This is a genomic window from Pseudomonas sp. HY2-MNA-CIBAN-0224 (genome assembly GCF_040310285.1).
Classification (GTDB): domain Bacteria; phylum Pseudomonadota; class Gammaproteobacteria; order Pseudomonadales; family Pseudomonadaceae; genus Aquipseudomonas; species Aquipseudomonas helleri.
This window is the reverse complement of record NZ_JBEOPQ010000084.1, coordinates 1-16,030: the sequence shown is the minus strand read 5'-3', so window position 1 is coordinate 16,030 and position 16,030 is coordinate 1. Positions and strand designations below refer to the sequence as shown.

Sequence of the window (16,030 nt, the reverse complement as noted above, 5' to 3'; positions counted from 1 at the left end):
TGCCACCGACCGATTACGAACGGGCGATGGCGTGGAAACAACCTATCGAGGTGTCCGGAATTAGTTGACCACTACAGGATAGCGTTGCGTTGTGATGGGCGCTGGAACCTCCGATCATTTCGCAACGCCTGAGGTAATCCTCATGACCTGTTCAAATCGCACACTTTTTCAAGTCTTGCTTCGCCACTCGCGTTGCGCTCGAACTGCATTCAGGATAATTCCGGAATATCACCCGCTGCCTCCGAATACCTAAAGTCTCTGACCTGCCACCAGCACTCTAGCTTCTTAGCCCATTCGGAGATCATCTTCCCATAAGCTCCACGATGAAGCGCATCATTCACTTCATGTGCCCAAGTAGCCAGCTGTCTTTGCAGTTGTGGTGAAATGGCCTGTTCCTGCCAGACTCTATCAAAATCGAAATTTTTACCTAGCTTGAGTGCAAGAATAGAGATCGTGTAAACCGTGATATTGCCTTGAAATGCAGGAAATAGTGGTCTTATTACTTTCTGAGCGGATTTGAATAGAATGGCCTTTGCGATCATGTCCTTAAACACTTTCTGATCTGGAATCACGTTCTCTCCGGAATTTTCTCGCTCCCCCAACTCATCCATAAAGGCCTGAAAGTTTTTCTGACTGCCCAAACTTACCACATGGGGTTTCTGCTCCCATGTGAACAAAAACTTCGCCAAGTCCGGCTTGGTGATCTTGCGATAGGGTGGAATAGCTACCTGCAGTTTTTTCTTTTGAACAACCGTTGTCGCTTCTTTTTCTAGCATCACCTTATAACTACCCGCGGATCGCTCATAGAACCAACGCCCCACACCATCCGGACAGTATGTGCGCATTGAAAGCTTTTCCAGCTCGCGATGAAATGGCTTGTTTGCAGAAAGATCGGATTGTTTTACAACATTCTGGCTATTGGCATAGCGAGAAATGTTAGAGATCAGTTCCTCGTCATTTTCCTGACCCTTTCGAAGCACAATAATCTTTGCAGGAACTCGGACGCTACTTAGATCTATATCGGGATTTTTTTTCTTAGCGAAGTAGATGGATGCAGTGGTCTGCCCACCATTGACGATTTGCATTCCCTGGAGCCACAAAATACCCGTCGAACCATCAGCGGTACGATCTAGCTTAGCTGCATCAGCTACAACAACGATGCCATTATTGTAGGCCATAAAACGGTCCGGATTGTTCCGCAAGCTGTCTCGAATCCCCTTGTTTACACCTCTGCTGCCAACCCCCAAAAACGAACGCACATTTGCTTCGAGAATGCGAGGCCCATATTTCTCGTAGAGAAAGCGCAGAGCCTCACCGGGCATTGCCGTCAGAGCATAATCGTATTCATCATCACCAGCACCAGGAACCCATACACTTGGCAATGCAGTACCGCAAAGGTCTTGAAAGTTGACCACTAATTCATCTCGTGGCCGGCCCTGTTGCCAATGATTGAACAGGCGATGAATATCCATAACTTCAAGGCGTACTTGTTTGCCCTCGATATCTTGGGGCGCATAGTTCCTTGTCTTAACCTGACCATCGGTAATTACAAAAATTCGAATACTATCCAAGGTTTTGAATATACGTTCAACTTCTGTGACAAGCGGATAAGCTTCATTGGTTTCATCAAGCTCTTCTGAAAGTTTGCCTGTAGCGCAAAACTTGAGAAAGTGCAGCCCCTGCTTCGCTGCTCTGCCAATTTCAGGGTCTGGGACGTCTTCAATCTCCTCAAGCCCCTTATAGAGACTCACAAACAGATCAAGTCGATCAGGATTCCCCTGCTCATCGGTTGTGTCCGAGACAGAGTAGCCACTGATTTTGACCTTGTAAGACCCGACCTTGGCACCGTAGTGGCAGACCGTTGGCTCAAAGGTTATTCCCTCGTCGGCCATATGCATCATTACATGTTCAGTAAATACGGCCTCTGCAGGTACAGGAGCTTCCCCAGGCGCAACATCCTTCACAATTTCTTCACGAATCGATGCCTGCGTGTCCCGCAGAAAATCCACAAGTTCCATCAAACGACTCCAAGTTGTTCAAGCACATTCGTCAAGGAATGGTTATCGGCAAGAATTAAAGCTAGATCGAGCTCGTACTGCGCTCGACGAATGGCTGTCGGGATGCTGAAAGGAGTCAGCCTCGGAAACTCCGCATCAACGAGATGCACCCTGATCTCGCTAAGTGAAAAGCGACGACTGTAGTTTTCTGCGTGCATGTCCAGATACCCAGCCTGATGCAGTGCCTGTTCGAAAAGCCTGGTCGCTGCAGGATCAGGCTCCAGCAGACAACGCAAATCCGACACGGACTCGGGAAGCGACATTCCCGAGTCCGTCGATCCGAAGCGAAGTGCGGCAAGGAAAAGTGGCGGACACTGGGATTCGTCGAGTTGATCCAATGAGGCGATCCTCACCGGAAAGCCTTCCGTTGCCATTGTGGACTTGACCTCTATCGCCCCCGCACCAATTTGAAAGTCATGAAGCCCATCAAGCGGCCCTTTCCACCCTTGCACAGCCGAGAAAAGCAGCACACCTTCATCAAGCAACTGCCGCAGAAGACAGAGTTCACCCACAAGCCCCAGCTCGGCCTCGGGCCCCAGCCCTTCCCGTCCTTTTCGCATAAACTCCTGCCACCCGCGCACTCTTCCAAGCAGTCGCTGATAGGCAAGTTCTTCGGTACAACTTTTGGCGGATTCCAGCAGTCCGCATACATCAGAGACAACGGCTGCAAACAGCTCTAGGCTGCCCTCAGATTGGCGGACGATTGCAAGCCACTGGCAATCCTCACCCAGTCCAACCCTTTCAATACGAAAACCCTGCCCCTGAGGCAACTGTGAGGTCGGTGCGACCTTGCAGTTGGCAAAACCAACCAGAATAGCCTCCTCATTACCCGGCGCATGCCTAGCTGCCTTGATCCTAATTGTTGCTCTCTGAAAAAGATCAATCGACCGCCATCCCGGAGCCAATGCGTTGCCGGGGAGGGCTCTCCAGATACCAAGCAACTCGGAACTACTCACTGGCGCCATTACTGTTGCTGCTCCCACATGAGGTTAGTGACAACATAGGGCACAGATTTGCCCGCATTGCTGGAAGGAAAACTGATTGCAAATGCGACGACAGGTAGATCAACTCCCGAGACTTTAGAGTCCACTGGGTCAAGAAGGTACATAAGCAGTAGTCCTTTTTCTGGATGCGGTGCTACTTGTCCACGTCCCTGGCCACGAACACGCCTGATGTAAGGCCCGCTTGGCATCTCAGGCAGTTCTTTGCCTCTGGAACGGCTGGGGTCGGGCTTCCAGTCAGTCCGAGTCCACTCAAGTGCGGCATTCCACGACGATTCATCAAGGTCCAGAGCTTCATCCTGAGGAGAAAGCAAACGACCTATCGAATACTTGTTGTCAACCTCCTGCGACTTGTTTATTCGCTTCATTCGCTTGACCTGAAAACCTGCAACATCTTCGGTCCCGGTAACCCCACCCCCGATGATGGCAACTGTCCAAGAGGTAAGCTCTCCCGACCGGCTCATCTCCTCAATGAAGTTCGCAAGCAGGTCACTTCTCACTTTTCGGGAGTCCGGGTGCGTCTGATACCCCCTAAGGAAGTCGACGACGGGCTGCGCCCGAATACCATCCCAGCGAACCCCACTCCATTTATCGATTCTACCGTTCCGACTCTGCGAAGGAATCGATGATCCCTTACCCATCGTGCTTACAAGAGAATTAAAAGCCGCGAGATTCTGTTCGAGCTGGGCGGGCTCCTTGAAAAAGCTGACCGTCTCGACAATGTCCCCACTGAAGGACAGATAAAGTGTTTTGGCGGTTCTCATTTTCAGGGGCGAGGTCACCATCAACACAGGATGTGAGACAACCTTGAGACCATACTGACGCGGCGTTAGCCCGCTATCTCTCATGAAGTCGAATTCGGCTCTCAACTCTTCCGCTGCGTCGGCAATGTGCTCGAACCATTCAACTAGATCCGTCGTGGTGTAAAGGCGACATAAGTCTAAGTAACCCGGTCGATAACCAAACCATCGTCCCATCTGCATCAGCGTGTCGTACATTTTGGAAGCCCTAAGAAAATAGCTAACACATAGGCCTTCAAGCGTAAGTCCTCGGGCCAGCTTATCTCCTCCAATTGCGATGACCTTCAGCCCCGTTGCGCTGTCTACATAGTCCAACGCATCCTTTGCAGTACCATTGATCATGCGCACATCGATCTGCTCCAGCAGATCAGGTAACGCTCGCTCTATCTCGAACCAATCATCAGCTTTGCACCGAGAAAGGCCCTCTCCCATCTGCTTTTCAATTTCATGGCTTGTCGACCGGATGTCTCTATCCCAAAGGCTGCAGAGTTCTGCAAGAACACCCTCATGGTCGATGCGCCGTCTGAGCCGCTGCTTCAACTGCATGATGTAACTGCGAACCTGCCCATGTACATGCTGCTGAACCAAATTGAATCGCGTGACGTGCACTAGCATCGAGCAATGTTCTGCCCCCTGTCCCCGCAGTTGACGAATGGTGCAGGCCAGTATGAATGACTGTATTGCTTCGACCAACGAAGGAGGTATGACGTCGGAAGGCACGTAATTGCTTTTATGACCGACAGGCATCCAGCCACCCTTTCCGTCACTGGAGCAGTGATCCGTCACAGGACGAACCAGATCGAGAGCGCCAATTCGTCCATTCTCTCCCGCTAGACCGAATACCCTTGACGGGCCGATGTAGCTAGACGGCGCGGACAAATTGGTGATGAATGCTGACGGGAACAAATCGGCCCCCTCCTTTATCGTCTCTCCCTGCTCGTGAATATAGATGTTTGCAAACGGAGTGGCCGTATAACCTACATAGGCCTTTCTCGAGAAGGAGTGCAGTATCTGGCGAATAAGGCTGTTAATTGCCGTAGGTTCATGTTCGAGATCAGGTTGGCCGTTTTCGTCTACAACCTTCTCACCGGTATCTACCGATGCATGATCCGCTTCATCATCAACGATCAGCAGAGGAAGATGGGTTACGAGTGGACGCCCGGTTTCAGGGTCCGTCGTTTCTGCAACATGCTTGTGAATCCATTTAAGTAGACGCTGCAAAACCGTCTTGTTCTTCTTTACAACGAACAGCCAAGGTTTCTGCTCTGGCGAGACACCAAGATTTCTCACAAACTTGGTGTTGAAATCTCCAGTCTCGGTTCTGTTGGTAACGTATTGGGGACGCAACGCAGGAGAAGGGTCAATTTTTCCAACTCCAATTGCTACGTTTCCCTCCCCCTCTATTGGGCTGGTTTCATAGCCGAGAAAACCCTCATCTAGTCGCATCTGAGTTTGAGAGCGCAGGTTGTTATGAAGCCCTGCCAGCACGATTATAATTTTGTATCCAGCATCTGCCGCCTTACAGATAAGCCCTGTGTAGTTCCCGGTTTTTCCGGACTGCACATGGCCGACAACCATACCGCGACGATCCCAAGGACCTTCACGCCCAGGATCTTCCAGCATGGAAAGAATGTTATCAGTGGTTTCATCGAGTGCTTCTACAGCACTCCATGGCAACTTCTTTTCCTGCCACTCTCTATACCGCCGCCAGTAACGCCACTCTTTCTTTACCTCGCTGGTCAGCCAAGGGACATGCCCGACCATGTCAACAAGAGATGAGTCCTTACCAACCCAAATACTGAACCTTCTGATGAGTTCGTCAGTGACCGCCCCACGGTCTAAACCCTCGGCCTTGTTCGGCATGATCTTGAGCACCATGTCGATTTTTTGCGAAATGAGTGCAGGAGTAATCGCCAATTTGCCCTGCTCGTCCGCAATCATCTCTTGGACAAACTTAACCACACTCCATTTGTTGTCTTCGGACATTCGTCGCAGCTCCTTAAAAATTGTCTGGCAGGGCATCAATCAATGAAGGAAAAGCATGGAAAGGCTCCGTTGTACGAAGCTGCTCCCTAGCAGAAGAAGCGGAATATCCTTTCTTCTCGATCATACTGCGGTACATGATCATTAAGACCTCATTGACCTCACTGGACGGGGTCTTCTCAAAGCCTGTGCAAGGCGTATCCTTGTTTTCCGCAGTATCGATCCAAATCCTTTGAACAGGGACTGTTTCCTCGATGATCCGCAACATAGCTTTGATCTGCGGGAGCAGTCCTCCCGCATCATCCAAAACGTCTCGAATTGCAGGATGGTCACTATCTATCCGGTATCGTATTCCACTGGTTAGACGATCGACTTTCCAGGCTTCGACCACCTGTTTATTTCCAAGCAAGGTGGGCCGGCCTCTGTGAGCGAAGGCTCGACGTGCACGTCCCCGCGTAGCTTCGGCAAGACGGGTAAGCCAGTCTCGTAGATAGACAGGGGGTCTGGCAGTGGACTTGCGGATATCAATCTTCCAGTCAGCATCGGCAGAGTTAGGTATGTCCAAACGAATTCTTGCCAACCGGTGAGCTTCGTCCTTTGTCCAAGACCTACCAGACCCTAGGCCCAGCCAACTGCCTGCAACGAGAAGGCGCTCGTTACGGTACACATAAAATCCCTGTTGGTCCGTCCAGCCTTCAGGGCCACCCAGCACTTCAAAACCCTCGCTAGAGAGCATGTCCTTGTGCGGCAAAACATGGCACTCAGCTTCAATTCCCTTGAGTGTCGGGTGCTTAAAGACGGGAGGGTTGTAGGGTTTTCCCGGATGATCCGCCATGAATGGATCCCAGGGTTTCACCTGCTGTCCGTTGAGCAGGATTCTAAGGCGTGGTCGGGTTCCTTCAAGATACCTGTGAAACACCATTCCAAGATGCTGCTCAACCTTGTCGGCAAGGTTCAAGAAGTCCTGAACAGTACTTCCCGGAGTCACGATTCGATCCAACTCTTCCCACAACACCAAAGTCCCGCAACCGGCTTCAGTAAGGGGCTCTAGATACCCTTCGGAACCGGGATGGGCACCTTCAAGCAGATACCAGCCTCCATCGGAGCTGTTTGCAAGATAGTCAAGGTCCCAACGCAGAGCTTGCATGCCATCCACACCAATAGTTGCAACGCTAAGTCTTCGGCACTGTGAAAAAGACGCCGTCTTGAGGCCCAGCCCAAAGCGACCAAGATCGGACGTTGCTCTCTCTTCAAGAGGATTACGCTCACCAAGCCTCATCGCCAGATCAAGCCCAGCAGCAGACATTCCGGCTCCGTTGTCTATGCAGGTAATTCGACTCTCTGCCTGAGCCCAGACGAACTCGATTCTGACTTCTGAGGCGCCTGCTGCAACGCTATTGTCAATGATGTCAGCCAGTGCTGTCTGTGTGTTATAACCCAAACCTCGCAGAGCTTCGACCATTGAGCTGGCCTTGGGCGGAGCATTTCGGCTCTTGAAAGTGTGTGACAAAATAACGCTCCCTGTCATGCCTGCGGTAGTACATAAACACTACTTCGCGTTTTTTCCACCTAGAATGATCCGGGCTACAACATCTGCAATCTGCCGAGCCAAAAGCGGCGGAACTGCATTACCCACTTGATGGAACTGTTGTGTTCTATTGCCTAAGAAAAAGTAATTATCGGGAAAAGTCTGCAGCCTTGCAGCCTCGCGGACAGTCAGACTACGACACTGTCTAGGGTCGTAATGAATAAAATAATGACCATCCTTAGCAATATGGCTAGTTATTGTAGTAGAAGGAATCCCTGCTCTCTGGACACGGAACCGGTCATTAAACTTTCCGCTTGTCCAGTTCTTATGATCCGGCGCCAGTCCAGGAAGGTTGAAGTTTTGATGCCCCTTGGGGGATTCCTTGTAAGTCTCAGCAAAAGCGGCAGCATATACATACCTTCGTAGGTCGGAGCTCATGTGCCCCCTAGCCTCATGATTGAGCCAATACTTCAGTCTCGGGTCCTGCAGCCAGCTATCGAGATGAGTTCCCGTCACTCCATTGTGGGTGTTTTTTCTCAGCACCCGCAGACCACCCGAGCTCAAGTCGCGACTATCATAACTGCTGGCAAGAATGCCAAGCCTAGTGGCCAGCGCAAGTCTTTCAGGCGTCTCACTCACTAGCTGAAGGCAATCATGACTCAGTTCCGTCAAGTGTTGACGCACTATGTCCGCCCATGCATCTGGAGAGTCTTTTAACTTAGTAAGAGTGCTACGTAATGGCGGTAGACAACCAATTATCTGTTCTATCGACGGCCCCGAGGCTGGGTACAGTTTGTGATCGCCAAGTGCGCTCAGGTACTCTTCCGAAACCCCAAGCAGTATGACTCTATGCCTAGCTTGGGGAACGCCGTAATCTTCTGCCCGAATGATGTAGTTGCTTGGCTCTATGCTGTCCGAATCTGCACCACTTACGTAGATGTCATCGGCGACGAGAGAACAAATTCTGTACTTCGGACCATTACCACTTTCTCCAAACGCTGCATCCGGGTCTGCAAGATCTCGCAAAATCTGGGGGAACATTTGCTCACCAGCGACCTGCGATGAAAGAATGCCTTTCACGTTTTCCATCACGAAAACTGCAGGCCTCTTTTTCTGAATGATTCTCAGGTACTCGCGATATAGAAAATGTCTGTGATCATTTTCTGCACGGTAATCTGCCTTCCCACGATTTCTGGCTCGACCTACTATTGAATAGGCTTGGCATGGAGGTCCTCCAATGAGAACCCATGGCCTAGTTTCATCCAAACGGCTTGCCAACATTTTATCGAGTTTAGCGTTGCCCTCCTCGGTGCCCAGCTCTAGCAGCTGTGCTTCGTCGTCGGCATGCCTCCAAGCCTCAAGGCTTTTGGCCGTATAGGGCTCAGTCACATCTGCCGTTTCACAAAAGTTGTAGTAATCCTCGAGGGCTTCGGGTTGTTTACTCCTCAGCAGACGATAGAAAGCCCGGAGCCGGAGAGTAGAACGTGCGGAAACCTCCATTTCGGCCGATACCTTGATCTCGAAGGTGTCGCCATTAACGTCCGAAAGAGAGGAGAAGCCCTCCCCTAAACCCCCGGGACCAGCAAAGAGATCCACAACCTGAATGGGATAGCTACGACTCATGAAACCACGCTAATTTGAGAAAGTACGAAATGGATGTAGTTGAACGCGCCACGAGATCCCGAAAGATGTCCGATATCAGGGAAAAGGCCCTCAAGCCGGAGCTAGCTGTGAGGCGCTTTCTGCACGCTCATGGTTACCGCTTCGGACTTCATCTTATGGAGCTGCCGTGAAGACCTGTCATTGTACTACCTAGATTGAAAATCTGTTTTATTGTGCATGGGCGTTTTCGGTATAGCCACACCGGCTGCACGTACGTGTGGCTCTACCCAAGACACACGTCGACTTCCGGACAGAAAACTGGGCAGGAGCAACTGGTGCGGGTTAACAATTTGGGGAGTGGAAGCTAAAAATCCCGATGCGGCATTCGCGCACTGCTTGAACACCCGAAAATTCTGGAATAGCGGTACACACCTGCAACGGAAATTAACCCCTTCACAATGCCTCATCCAGAGCTTGCAATACCCCTGAAACCCAGAAGTGGCATACCCATCCACCTGATTGGTTTTTTTTAAGATAATGGCTCAGAGAACCCGATAGAATTTTATTGATATCTGTTACGTGATACCCCAACACGAGTTCCGCGTGAGCAGCTCTGTCGCCCGGATTGTCTGCAAAGTATCGCAGCAGATCTAGGGCCACCATACCGAGTTTGGCGGTGCGCTCTACAAGTACACGCTCCTCAGATGATCGTGTATTAGCGTATTGAGGAAGGGCTGAATCTTCATCAGAAGGAGTGTCGTCAATAGGTCCGACCAAACTTGGAATCATTGTGCCTTTTTCCAAGGAGCGGTAGGTGCCGATAGCTTCCTGAATTCTGCCTGCAACGGCCCTCAGGCTCTTATCGTCAATTTCGGGGTGCTGTATCTCATCCGTTGCCATCCAATCCCAATCCCAATCCTGCAGAGCTGCATCTTCAGCAATTGAGTCAACTTCTATATCTGACTCAGAAATAATAAACGTAAGGACTGAATTGGATGAGCATGGAAGAGTGCTTAATTTTTCACTGCAAACTAATTCGGGCTGTAGCTGCCTACTTAAATTTAGGGAGTCGTATTTCTCGGACAAGAAGTCGATTAGCAGCTCGTGCGCGTCTCGCTCTAGCCCCACGTATGCAAGAGAAGAAATTGCGCGGACAATCCCATCCGGCAGGTTATCTTTGAAAAGCACGCGAAGAAGCTCTGAGCACTCCTCTCTTAGCGTAGGAAATGACTCTGGTACTAGACGTACGACCAGCTCTTCCCATTCAGCCCTATCGGGGCGCCGTTCGGCATCTAAGATGTCAACTTCAGTTTCGACGTGAATGCAAACGCCCTCGACTGGCCACAGCCGCTCTCTGTAGGTAACAGCAATTTGTTGCCCATCAATATGGAGAGGGCCAGTAATGCGGTCAATTTCCTTCCCGCAAGACATCACCCTTACCGTCACTTCCATGTCCCTATCGCCTGATCATTAAGCCAGTAACATCCAACACCCCAATGATGTCAGCATGCCATATCATGCCCAGAAATAATGCTTTTTCCAAGAAAAGTTAATTTTGACAAGACAAGAACAGATAAATGGTCGCGGTATGGACGGCAGTTAGCTACCCCTCAAAGATCCGCACGCGCGTTAGTACTCATACGACTCTACCTATGGAAAGTTGGGAATTTTGCGCGTACTTGGACATTGACCCAAGAGCATTGGACAGTGAATTTTCACTGGCATATCTCACGTTCATGCAGGCAGCAACGCAGTATTAATCACTAGGATCGATCACCCTTATCGTAGCACCGCGATTTAGCGCATTACGGGGTGGCCACGCGGCCTGCACCCTAGTGTAAACCTAGGAAAAAAGCCAAGGTTGTACGCACTTATACTGATGTGCCTCTGCCTATGTTTGGGCCTCAAGGACCAGTACCACGTGCAAACCCAGAGTGATCAGAAGCTGCAAAATTGCTCAGCTAACAGCAGACCTTGCATGGCACGTTGCACTGCCCCCTCTTGCTCAACTTACTAAGCCGCTGGCGGGTGTTGCCCCACGCCATTACCCGTTTAACAGACAATGCCCGTGGTGTCCCCCCTAGATCGCGGCGACCACTGTTTGGCTTAGCGCCTGTGCATTCTTTTCCATGCGTTTAAACAATATGACCTAACACGTATCACAGTCGCTTAAAAAGTTCTGGCGGGATAATTCGCTCACACCCGCCCCAAAATCTGCTGCCCTAACATGAGTGCCGTGCCCGAATAATTCCCGCAAATAACTTAATTACGGAATCTTCCTACGAAATATAAGGAATACGGAAGAGGACGAACTCAAAAGTCATCTTTAAAGTTCATGACATTCAATCTAAGCCATTGCCTATAAACCGCAATCTGCACACAGAGCAACTTGACTCTGCCCCCTGTGCACGCACCTAGGAGCAACTATGTCCCGTCCACAGGATGTGCGGTTTACATTCAGTTCAACAGCCGACATTGCCTTTGAGGTGGTGTCATTTGAACTGAGCGAAGGCATCTCCGAACTTTTCTGTTTAAACGTTGAATTGATCAGCGAATCCGCCAATGCCGACTTCGCCACCCTGCTGGACAAACCCGCCACGCTGACCCTCTTTCAGGGCGGCCAGGCCGTGCGGTACGTGCACGGCCTGATCAGCCAGTTCGAGCAAGGTAAAACCGGCTTTCGCCGAACCTGGTATCGCGCCCGTATCGAGCCCGAGTTGGCCCGCGCCAACCTGCAATCAGACTGGCGCATCTTTCAGCAGCGCAGCGTGCCGCAGATCCTCCAGCAGTTGTTCAAGGCGCGCCACTGGGGCGCGTGTACCCAGCGCCTGACCGAGCCCCATCAAACACGTGAATTCTGCGTTCAGGCCGGCGAGCTGGACCTGGCGTTTTATCAGCGCCTGGCCGCCGAAGAAGGCCTGCTGTCGATCTTTCAGCACAGTGAAACCGGGCATTCGTTGATCCTGGCTGACCACATCGCCACCTTCGGCATTTTGCAGGATGAGCCGTTGGTGTACGCGCCCAACCCCGGCGGCGATCCCGCGCAACCGGCACTGCACAGCTTTACTTACCGCGAGCACGTGCGCAGCAGCGAGCAGACCCAGCGCGATTACACCTTCACTCATCCGCGTTACAACCTGGAACAACAAGAACAGGCGATGCATCTGGACCATCAATCCAGCGGCTATGAACGCTATGACTACCCCGGCCGGTACAAACATGACAACGCCGGTAAACCCTTCACCCGCACCCGCCTGCTGGCCTTGCGCAGCGATGCGCGCACGGTTGAAGTGACGGGTGATGATGCACGGCTGGTGCCGGGTTTGGCCTTTGATCTGGTCGGCCACCCGCGTGAAGACATGAACATCGGCTGGCGCGCCGTGCACATCCACCACAGCGGCCAGCAGCACACCGCCCTGGAAGAGGAGTCCGCCGACAGCCGGGTCGGCACTCGCTACAGCCTGACCGCCACGCTGATCCCCGACACTCTGCAATGGCAGGCCCCGCTGCTGCCCAAGCCGTGTATCGAAGGCCCGCAAATCGCCACCGTGGTCGGCCCGGCCAATGAAGAAGTCTATTGCGATGAGCATGCCCGGGTGCGTCTGCAGTTCCCTTGGGACCGCGAAGACCGCAACGACGATCGTAGCTCTTGCTGGGTGCGGGTGTGCCAGAGTTGGGCCGGGGCGGGTTGGGGCCATGTGGCGTTGCCCCGCATCGGCCAAGAGGTGCTGGTGGCGTTTCTGAATGGGGATCCCGACCAGCCGATGGTGATTGGCCGCAGTTACCACGCCATCAACCGCACGCCTTACAAACTCCCGGAATTCAAGGCCATTAGCCCGATCCGCAGCAAGGAACTGCACGGCCAACGCCACAACGAACTGCGCCTTGATGACACCCACGGCCAGATCAGCGCCACGCTGATGACCGACCATCAGCACACAGCGCTGAACACGGGCTTCTTGACCCATCCGCGCCCCGATGGCGGAGCACCTCGTGGCGAAGGTTTTGAATTGCGTACCGACGCCCACGGTGTGGTGCGGGCGGGCGGCGGTCTGTTGCTGACGACCCAGCTTCGCGCCCGCGCTGTCGCCCATCACACCGACCTGCCCGAATGCGCCGAGCAACTCAGCATTGCGCAGCAACATCACGCTACCTTTTCCCAACTGGCCCGCGACCATCTGGCCCAGGAAAGCGGCGATCAAGATGAAGTCGCGCAGGCACTCAGTGACCAGCATGCGGCCATTCGCGGGACAGGCGGCAACCCGAGCGCCAACCAGTTCCCGGAGCTGAGCGAACCCTATCTAGTGCTGCACAGCCCTGCCGGAATCGCCAGCAGCACGCCGCAATCCACTCACTTGACCAGCGGCGAACACCTGGCACTGACCAGTGGCGGCCACACCAGCCTGGCCATCGGCAAACGCCTGCTGATCAGCGCCAGCCGCGGCGTGCGCACTTTCGTCCAGAGTATGGGTTGGCGACTGGTCGCGGCCTCTGGCGACATCGACATTCGCGCCCTCAAAGACAACATCAACCTGCTGGCCAAGCTCAACATCACCGCCACCGCCGAACGCATCACCCTCAGCGCCAAAGAAGAACTGGTGATCAAGGCCGCGGGCAGCACCACCACCTATAACGCCGGTGGTATCACCCACACCACTAGCGGCCAATACATCGCCCATGCCAGCAACTTTGCCTATAAAAACGCGCAAAGCCAGGCCGCGGCGTTTCCCCAAGACCTCAAAAGCGGTACCGGGAATCTGGAGTTGCTTCAGCAGTATGCCAATGGGTTGGCGTTCAAGGGGGGCCAATACCAGGTAGAAGATGCTCTGGGGCAGGTGTTCAAAGGCGTGCTGGATGCCAATGGGTTTGCAGCCGTGGCGGGGTTGGCACCCGGCCCGGCCAACGTCCAGTTCAACAAGGACCCGGTTGATGTCTGGACCGATCCGGGTTTCCCCGGGCCCCATGAACAAATCGAAACCACCACCGCTGACACCACCCGCACCCACCTGCCGGTTCAGGCCAGAGCGGTGCTTGAGACAGTACTCAACACCCCACCGTCTAAAAACGCGCTTAAGGCAGCGGCCCTCAGCAAAATGCCCTCGTCGGTCAAAACCCTCGCGGGCAGCATCGATGCTTCCAGACAGCGGCCCGGCAACCCGGAGAAATCATCATGAATTCTCCTGCCACTCGCCCACGGCAATCGGCCAACAGCCCAATCAATACGGTCACCAAAGGCGATATAGAGGCAAGCAAGGAAAAGCTCGACCAATGGCTGCGCAAGCTCACCAACGATACGGTCAGCTGGAACATGGTGCACGCCGCTGGCTCGGTTATTCCCGGGGTCGGTACAGTCTTTGCGGGGATTGATGCCATTGGCGATCTGCTCACACTGATCGAAGGTGACCGCGAGGATTTCCTCACCTGGGTGAGCCTGGGTATCAATGTCGTCGGGTTGGTCTCGTTCCCCGGCGTCGGTCCTGCCCGGCTGGCGGTGCGCACCACGCTGTCCACGGTGCGCATAAACGGTCTGGCGGCCATCTCAGCAGCCATGCTTACCGCCCTCGAAGAGAATCTCAACGACAAAACCCGAGGCGCACTCGAAGACTTTGCCGCCGCCATTCAAACCCGCCTCAGCGAGCTGTTGGCGAAAATCGCCGCCGAAATCAGCAAAGCCTGTGCCGCCTTCGCCCAGATGCTCAGGAGCATCGCCAGCGATGACGGACAGAAGACGCTGGCAAACAAGACTAAAACTGCGTCTCTGTTCGCAGGCCCGCTGTTTGCCATTGGGGCGCATTTTTTAATCGACGACAGACTGCTCTCCAAAAGCACCTGCCAAGAGCTGCTCAGCGTGGCCAAGAGTGCCGACGATATCGGCAAGCTGGCCGTGCAAAAGGTCACGTCGCTGGGCGATGCGGGAAAAGTCGGCAGCATCGGCAATTTGATTGCCGAACTGGTCAGCGCCCTCGCCCGCCGCAAGCGCCGCGGCACCCAGCCAGCAAGCGTCGCACCACAACACGTCAGCCACGCTCAGGCCCAAACAGGCCAAGGCGGGATGGTGACTCAAAACACTCAACGTCACACTGACAGAGATCCCGGCTGCAAAAACAAAACCGCCTCCAGCACCGGCTGCAGCATCAGCTTCGCCACGGGTAGCGAAACCGTCGCGCACACTGACTTTTCCCTGCCCGGACCCTTCCCGGTTGAATGGGTGCGCACCTACCGTTCAAGCCTCAACACCCTGGATCACGGCAGCCTCGGCGCACGCTGGATCACCCCCTTTACGACCCGCATCGCGGTCAACGACACAGGCCTGATCTACCTTGGTGCCGACGGGCGCAACCACCGCTATCCCAACCCCAAGCTCGGCAAACATCACTACGACGCCGTTGAAGGCGTACTGCTGGTTCGCAACTCAGCCACCACCCTGGTCATCGCCCGCGGCCACGACAGCCAGGAACACTACCAGCAGTTGGGCGATCACTACGCCCTCAGTGAAATCACCCTGCGCGGCGGCGCCCGCGTCACCCTGCACTATGACCACCAGCACGCAGGCCAAGCGGTGCTATCGAACCTGATCACCTATCAGGGCGAGACCCCGCACCAGCACATCCACACCCAGCTCGACGACAACGGCCGCATCAACGCCCTGTGGCTGATGCACGAAGGCGCGCCCTTGCGCCAACTGGCGGGCTACGACTATGACGAGCACGGCGATCTGCGCGCTGCCCGCGACGAAAACGCCGCGCAGTGGGCGTATCAATATCAGCATCACCTGATCACCCGCTACACCGACCGCACCGGGCGCGGTATGAACCTGCAATGGCAAGGCGACGGTCCGGACGCCAAAGCCGTGCGCGAGTGGGCCGACGACGGCAGCTACGACACCCGCCTGGAATGGGATGCCAACATCCGTCTCACCTACGTCACCGACGCCCTCGGCCAGGAGACCTGGCACTACTACGACATCCTTGGCTACACCTACCGCATCATTTACCCCGACGGCAACGAAGAATGGCTGTTTCGCGACGCCGCCAAAAACGTCACCCGCCATATCCACAC

The 16,030-nt window shown here is 53.8% G+C and carries 9 protein-coding genes; 3 read left to right on the top strand and 6 right to left on the bottom strand.

Annotated elements, in window-relative coordinates; translation table 11 throughout:
* Positions 1-209 precede the first annotated feature (209 nt).
* The 5 genes from AAEZ03_RS23970 to AAEZ03_RS23950 form a co-directional block, all read right to left on the bottom strand.
* Positions 210-2,018: an AIPR family protein gene (locus tag AAEZ03_RS23970; RefSeq protein ID WP_350582053.1), complete on the bottom strand. Its 1,809-nt coding sequence runs from the start codon at positions 2,016-2,018 to the stop codon at positions 210-212.
* Positions 2,018-3,022, bottom strand: coding sequence for a PD-(D/E)XK motif protein (locus tag AAEZ03_RS23965; RefSeq protein ID WP_350582050.1), 1,005 nt, complete (start codon positions 3,020-3,022; stop codon positions 2,018-2,020). The genes AAEZ03_RS23970 and AAEZ03_RS23965 overlap by 1 nt, the downstream gene beginning before the upstream one ends.
* Positions 3,022-5,844: a Z1 domain-containing protein gene (locus tag AAEZ03_RS23960; RefSeq protein ID WP_350582048.1), complete on the bottom strand. Its 2,823-nt coding sequence runs from the start codon at positions 5,842-5,844 to the stop codon at positions 3,022-3,024. The genes AAEZ03_RS23965 and AAEZ03_RS23960 overlap by 1 nt, the downstream gene beginning before the upstream one ends.
* Before the next feature lie 13 nt (positions 5,845-5,857).
* Positions 5,858-7,303: an ATP-binding protein gene (locus AAEZ03_RS23955; RefSeq protein WP_350582046.1), complete on the bottom strand. Its 1,446-nt coding sequence runs from the start codon at positions 7,301-7,303 to the stop codon at positions 5,858-5,860.
* Between the two features lie 87 nt (positions 7,304-7,390).
* Complete coding sequence (locus AAEZ03_RS23950) at positions 7,391-8,992, bottom strand: DNA cytosine methyltransferase (protein WP_350582044.1); 1,602 nt, start codon at positions 8,990-8,992, stop codon at positions 7,391-7,393.
* A 29-nt stretch (positions 8,993-9,021) separates the two neighbouring features.
* Between AAEZ03_RS23950 and AAEZ03_RS23945 the strand changes: the two genes are divergently transcribed.
* Positions 9,022-9,162: a PDDEXK family nuclease gene (locus AAEZ03_RS23945; RefSeq protein ID WP_350582042.1), complete on the top strand. Its 141-nt coding sequence runs from the start codon at positions 9,022-9,024 to the stop codon at positions 9,160-9,162.
* A 262-nt stretch (positions 9,163-9,424) separates the two neighbouring features.
* On the opposite strand, the gene AAEZ03_RS23940 is transcribed toward AAEZ03_RS23945, so the two are convergent.
* Positions 9,425-10,423: a hypothetical protein gene (locus tag AAEZ03_RS23940; protein ID WP_350582040.1), complete on the bottom strand. Its 999-nt coding sequence runs from the start codon at positions 10,421-10,423 to the stop codon at positions 9,425-9,427.
* Between the two features lie 974 nt (positions 10,424-11,397).
* On the opposite strand from AAEZ03_RS23940, the gene AAEZ03_RS23935 reads away from it, so the two are divergent.
* Both AAEZ03_RS23935 and AAEZ03_RS23930 read left to right on the top strand, forming a co-directional pair.
* Positions 11,398-14,145, top strand: coding sequence for a type VI secretion system Vgr family protein (locus AAEZ03_RS23935; protein WP_350582037.1), 2,748 nt, complete (start codon positions 11,398-11,400; stop codon positions 14,143-14,145).
* On the top strand, positions 14,142-16,030 hold a 1,889-nt coding region (locus AAEZ03_RS23930), incomplete at its 3' end, for a DUF6531 domain-containing protein (RefSeq protein ID WP_350582034.1). The genes AAEZ03_RS23935 and AAEZ03_RS23930, both read left to right, overlap by 4 nt.

Excerpts from the sequence above, each read along its gene's own strand:
- AAEZ03_RS23970 (WP_350582053.1), bottom strand. The coding sequence starts at position 2,018 with ATGGAACTTGTGGATTTTCTGCGGGACACGCAGGCATCGATTCGTGAA.
- AAEZ03_RS23965 (WP_350582050.1), bottom strand. The coding sequence starts at position 3,022 with ATGGCGCCAGTGAGTAGTTCCGAGTTGCTTGGTATCTGGAGAGCCCTC.
- AAEZ03_RS23960 (WP_350582048.1), bottom strand. The coding sequence starts at position 5,844 with ATGTCCGAAGACAACAAATGGAGTGTGGTTAAGTTTGTCCAAGAGATG.
- AAEZ03_RS23955 (WP_350582046.1), bottom strand. The coding sequence starts at position 7,303 with ATGGTCGAAGCTCTGCGAGGTTTGGGTTATAACACACAGACAGCACTG.
- AAEZ03_RS23950 (WP_350582044.1), bottom strand. The coding sequence starts at position 8,992 with ATGAGTCGTAGCTATCCCATTCAGGTTGTGGATCTCTTTGCTGGTCCC.
- AAEZ03_RS23945 (WP_350582042.1), top strand. The coding sequence starts at position 9,022 with ATGGATGTAGTTGAACGCGCCACGAGATCCCGAAAGATGTCCGATATC.
- AAEZ03_RS23940 (WP_350582040.1), bottom strand. The coding sequence starts at position 10,423 with ATGGAAGTGACGGTAAGGGTGATGTCTTGCGGGAAGGAAATTGACCGC.
- AAEZ03_RS23935 (WP_350582037.1), top strand. The coding sequence starts at position 11,398 with ATGTCCCGTCCACAGGATGTGCGGTTTACATTCAGTTCAACAGCCGAC.